Source organism: Parolsenella sp. (assembly GCF_982402205.1).
This window is the reverse complement of sequence record NZ_CEVYAT010000136.1, coordinates 1-4,356: the sequence shown is the minus strand read 5'-3', so window position 1 is coordinate 4,356 and position 4,356 is coordinate 1. Positions and strand designations below refer to the sequence as shown.

Genomic DNA, 4,356 nt, shown 5'->3' with positions numbered 1-4,356 from the left:
CGAGGGCACCACGCGCGCAGACGTGCTCGAGCGCTGCCGCGAGGCCGTGGCAGACCTGGGCGTCACGGTGGAGCTGGGTCCCGGCAGCTCGGAGGCCACGCACGCGCCCGAACCCGCCGGCGCCGGCCTCGCCTACGTGCGCGCAGCGGCAGGCCGCTACTTCCGCGAGCCCGGCGAGAGCAGCGGCCGCACGCCCGTGCGCGTCGTGCCTTCCACGGTCATTGGCGCCACCGACGCGGCCAACTACGAACACATCTGCCCCGCCTGCATTCGCTTCTCGGCCTTCGTGGTCGATGACGACGAGTGCGCCCGAGGCGTCCACGGCACCGACGAGCGCATCACGCGCCGCGCCTACCTGCAGGGCATTCGCTTCCTGCTGCGCCTCATCGACCTCGCCTGCGTGCAGGTAGATCTGTAACGACGGCTCGTGCGGGCGCCACCGTGCCCGCACGAGCCCCTACTCGACGTAATGCATCTTGTTGGTGGGGAACGCGATCGAGACCTCGAACCACGCGCCCTCGCGCGAGTCGGCCGAGATGGACAGGCCCATCTTCTCGCAGAGCATCTTGGCAAGCCATAGGCCAAGCCCCGTGGCGCCCTTGTGCGTGCGTCCGTTCGCTCCCGTGAAGCCCCGCTCGAACACGCGGGGCAGCTCGGCCGGACTCACGCCGCAGCCGTTGTCGCGCACCACAAGCACGACGCACTCGCTCGCGAGCCCCTCGCCCTCGACGCGTGCCGAGAAGGACACCTGCGCCCCTCCCTCGGCGTCTTCGCGCAGGTAGCGAATGGAGTTCTGCAAGAACTGGCCCAGCACGAAGCCCAGCCACTTGTCGTCGGCGAGCACCGTGAGGTCCATGCCCTCGCCCAGGCGCGGCACCATGTGGGCGGCTATGAGCTCGCGGGCCTTGGCCTTGAGCGCCGCCGTCACGACGTCTCCCACGCGATGGGAGCGGATGAGGTAGTCCGCCTCGAGCGTCTCGGAGCGCGCCACGTATAATGCCTGGTCAACGTAGCCCTCGATGCGGCGCAGCCCCGCGTCGATCGAGTCGAGGCGGGCGGGGTCGACCTGGGCCTCGGCAGGGTCTGCCATGAGGTTCTCGACCGTGAGGTGCACGGCGGCAAGCGGGGTCTTGACCTCGTGCACCCACATCTCGACGTAGCGCTCGTAGTCGCTCATCTGGCGACGGGCCGCGGCCACCTCGTCGCTCGCAGACTTGTTGGACGCGGCGATGGCCTCGTAGGCAACGTCACCCTCAGCAAAGCCGGGGGCCTCGGTGAGCGCGGCGACAAGGCGCGGGTTGTCGAGCTCGCGCGGCAGGCACTCGAGCCGCCTCCACCACCCGCGGTGCGCCAGGTAGTCAAGGGACAGGCCGCAGACCAGCCCCACGGAGCCAATGATGAGACCGAGCAGGGCAAAGCTGCGACCGCCCGCCACCTCCATCACAAAGGTAAGCAGGGCGAGCGTGCCCAGCAGCGACAAGACGAGGCCCAGATGGCTCTTAAGATATGCGCCCGGATTCATGTCGCTACCTCACCGAGTAGCCCTGGCCGCGATGCGTCACGAGCCAGCCCGTGACGCCCACGCGCTCGAGGGCCGCACGCAGGCGGTTCACGTTGACGGTGAGGGTGTTGTCGTCCACGAAGGCGTCGGACTCCCACAGCTCGTACATGAGCGCCTCGCGCGATACGACGGCGCCGCCGCGGCGCATGAGCAGGGCGAGGATGCGCAGCTCGTTCTTGGTGAGCTCCGTCTGGCGGCCGTCGTGGGAGACCTGCGAGCGCGAGAGGTCGAGGCGCACGCCACCGCGCTCGATGATGGAGCTGGGCGCCACCTGGCCGCGGGTGCGGCGCAGCACCGCCTCGATGTAGGCGAGCAGGATGCGCGAGCTGTAGGGCTTGGTCACGAAGTCGTCCGCGCCCATGCCCATGGCAAGCACCTCGTCGACCTCGGTGACGCGGCTCGTGAGCACGATGACCGGCACGCTCGAGGCGGCGCGAATCTCGCGACAAACGAGCTGGCCGTCCGTCCCCGGCAGCGTGAGGTCGAGAAGCACGAGGTCTGGAACGGCGGCGAGGGCAAGCTCGGCGGCACGCGGGAAGTCATGGCACTCCTCGACCTCATAGCCCTCGCGAGCGAGCAGGCGCACGAGCTCGGCGCGCAGCGCCTCGTCGTCCTCGATGACGTAGACCTTAGCCATGCCTCTCCCCTCGCGCGCGCTGGCGGCACATGCCACCATCTTGTACGCCCAGCGTAGCGCACACCGCATCGACGGCGGCCCTCGTGCGCCATCCTTACGCTATTGTTCGGCCAGGCGCCTTGCGCGCTTCTCGGCAAAAGTCTTTTTGCTTAGGGTATCGCCGCTCTGGGACAAAAATGGGCGCCCCGCAGATGCAAGACGCCCGTTGTCGCGGCGAGATTGGGTGCCACCCTCAAAACCAAGGGTCGCCCTGGTGCCCGAGATCGCCACGAAGGCAAGGCGACGTGTACTGAGGTACACGAGCCGCAGCCTGAGCGGCGAGATTGGGCGCCAGGGCGAGCCGACTAGTGGCGGAAGTGGCGGGTGCCGGTGAACATCATCGCAATGCCATGCTCGTCGCAGGCGGCAATGGACTCGTCGTCGCGCACGGAGCCACCGGGCTGGATGATGGCGGTGACGCCATGGGCGGCAAGGGTGTCGACGTTGTCGCGGAACGGGAAGAAGGCGTCGGACGCGGCAACGAGGCCCTGGGGCTCGACGCCCATGCGCTCGCAGGCCTTCTCGGCACGCTCGCAGGCGATGAGCGCGGAGTCGACGCGGTTGGGCTGGCCGGGACCCATGCCAAGGCCCGCGCGGTCCTTGGCCACGAGGATGGCGTTGGACTTCACGGTCTTGCAGACGCGCCAGGCAAAGAGGAGGTCGTTCATCTCGGCGTCGGTGGGCTGGCGCTTAGTGGGCACGGTAAAGGTGGCCGGTTCCTCGTCGACGTGGTCGATGTCCTGGACGAGCAGGCCGCCGTCGACGGTGCGCACCTCGACGCCCACGGTACGGTCGACGCCGCCGGTGGCGAGCACACGCATGTTCTTGCGCTTGGAGAGGCGCTCGAGGGCCTCGGGCGTGTAGCTCGGGGCGATCATGACCTCGACGAACTGCTTGTTGACGTCGGCGAAGTGCTCGCAGAGCTCGAGCGGCACCTCGCGGTTGACGGCGATGATGCCACCAAAGGCCGAGACGGGGTCGCAGGCGAAGGCCTTGTCGTAGGCAGTGGTGACGTCGGCGGCCGTGGCGGAGCCGCAGGGGTTCTGGTGCTTGAGGATCACGACTGCCGGCTCGTCGAACTCGCGCACGGCCGCCCAGGCGGCGTCGGAGTCGAGCAGGTTGTTGTACGAGAGGGGCTTGCCCTGGATCTGGGTGGCACGGGCCAGCGAGTGGGCTGGGGCGTCGCCGCGCACGTAGAACGCGGCCGCCTGCTGCGGGTTCTCGCCATAGCGCAGGTCCTGTTCCTTGGTGCCGGCGATGGAGAAGTGCTCCGGGAAGACGGGGGCGCCATCCTCGGCGGCCGGGGCCTGCTCGGCAAGCCAGGTGGCGATGGCCGTGTCGTAGGCAGCGGTGGTCTGGTAGACCTTGAGCTGCAGGCGGCGGCGCGTGGCGAGCGTGGTGGCACCGTCGTTGGCGCGCATCTCGGCCAGCACAGCGTCATAGTCGGCGGGGTCGGAGACCACGGTCACGGCGTCAGCGTTCTTGGCGGCCGAGCGCAGCATCGAGGGGCCACCGATGTCGATGTGCTCGATGGCGTCGGCAAAGGTGACGTCGGGCTTGGCGACGGTCTTCTCGAACTCATAGAGGTTGACGCAGACCAGGTCGATCATGCCAATGCCGTGCTCGGCGGCCTCGGCCATGTGGCGCTCGTCGTCGCGGCGGGCGAGCAGGCCACCGTGCACCTTGGGGTGCAGCGTCTTGACGCGGCCGTCCATCATCTCGGGGAACCCCGTGTACTGCTCGATGGGCACCACGTTGACGCCGGCCTCGGAGAGCACCCGGGCCGTTCCGCCGGTCGAGATGACCTCGACGCCGAACTCGTCCTCGAGCGCCTTCACGAACTCGACGACGCCCGTCTTGTCCGTAACGGAGACGAGAGCACGCTTGATAGAGCTGTCTGCCATGAAACCTCCTCGTTGTGTGCACTACCTCATGGGAGCGGCCTCCGCCGAACGCATCCGGGGTTTGAACTCCCAAACCCTTATTGTGCCGCAACCAGCGCGGTCAGACCCGACCAAAATTAGCCGAGGGGACAGTCCCTTTGTCTCACTCCGCCCGCACGAGGCGCGAGCACCGGCGACCAGCCCGCCGAGGCGTGCGGGCGGAGTGAGACAAAGGG

3 protein-coding genes and 1 pseudogene are annotated in these 4,356 nt (G+C 68.4%); 1 reads left to right on the top strand and 3 read right to left on the bottom strand.

All coding sequences use genetic code 11. The features are described 5' to 3' along the window. Positions 1-418, top strand: a pseudogene (locus tag AC1VTH_RS06975) (hypothetical protein); the annotation flags it as partial. A 39-nt stretch (positions 419-457) separates the two neighbouring features. Here AC1VTH_RS06975 and AC1VTH_RS06970 read toward each other — a convergent pair. The 3 genes from AC1VTH_RS06970 to purH all read right to left on the bottom strand — a co-directional run bounded on the left by AC1VTH_RS06970 (position 458) and on the right by purH (position 4,141). Further along, positions 458-1,522: a sensor histidine kinase gene (locus AC1VTH_RS06970; RefSeq protein WP_481335431.1), complete on the bottom strand. Its 1,065-nt coding sequence runs from the start codon at positions 1,520-1,522 to the stop codon at positions 458-460. 4 nt (positions 1,523-1,526) lie between these two features. Then, positions 1,527-2,198 carry a response regulator transcription factor gene (locus AC1VTH_RS06965; protein ID WP_481335430.1) on the bottom strand — a complete coding sequence of 224 codons (672 nt, stop codon included), beginning with the start codon at positions 2,196-2,198 and terminating at the stop codon, positions 1,527-1,529. 344 nt (positions 2,199-2,542) lie between these two features. Further along, on the bottom strand, positions 2,543-4,141 hold the full coding sequence (gene purH, locus AC1VTH_RS06960; RefSeq protein ID WP_481335429.1) for a bifunctional phosphoribosylaminoimidazolecarboxamide formyltransferase/IMP cyclohydrolase: 1,599 nt from the start codon (positions 4,139-4,141) through the stop codon (positions 2,543-2,545). Between the last annotated feature and the right edge of the window lie 215 nt (positions 4,142-4,356).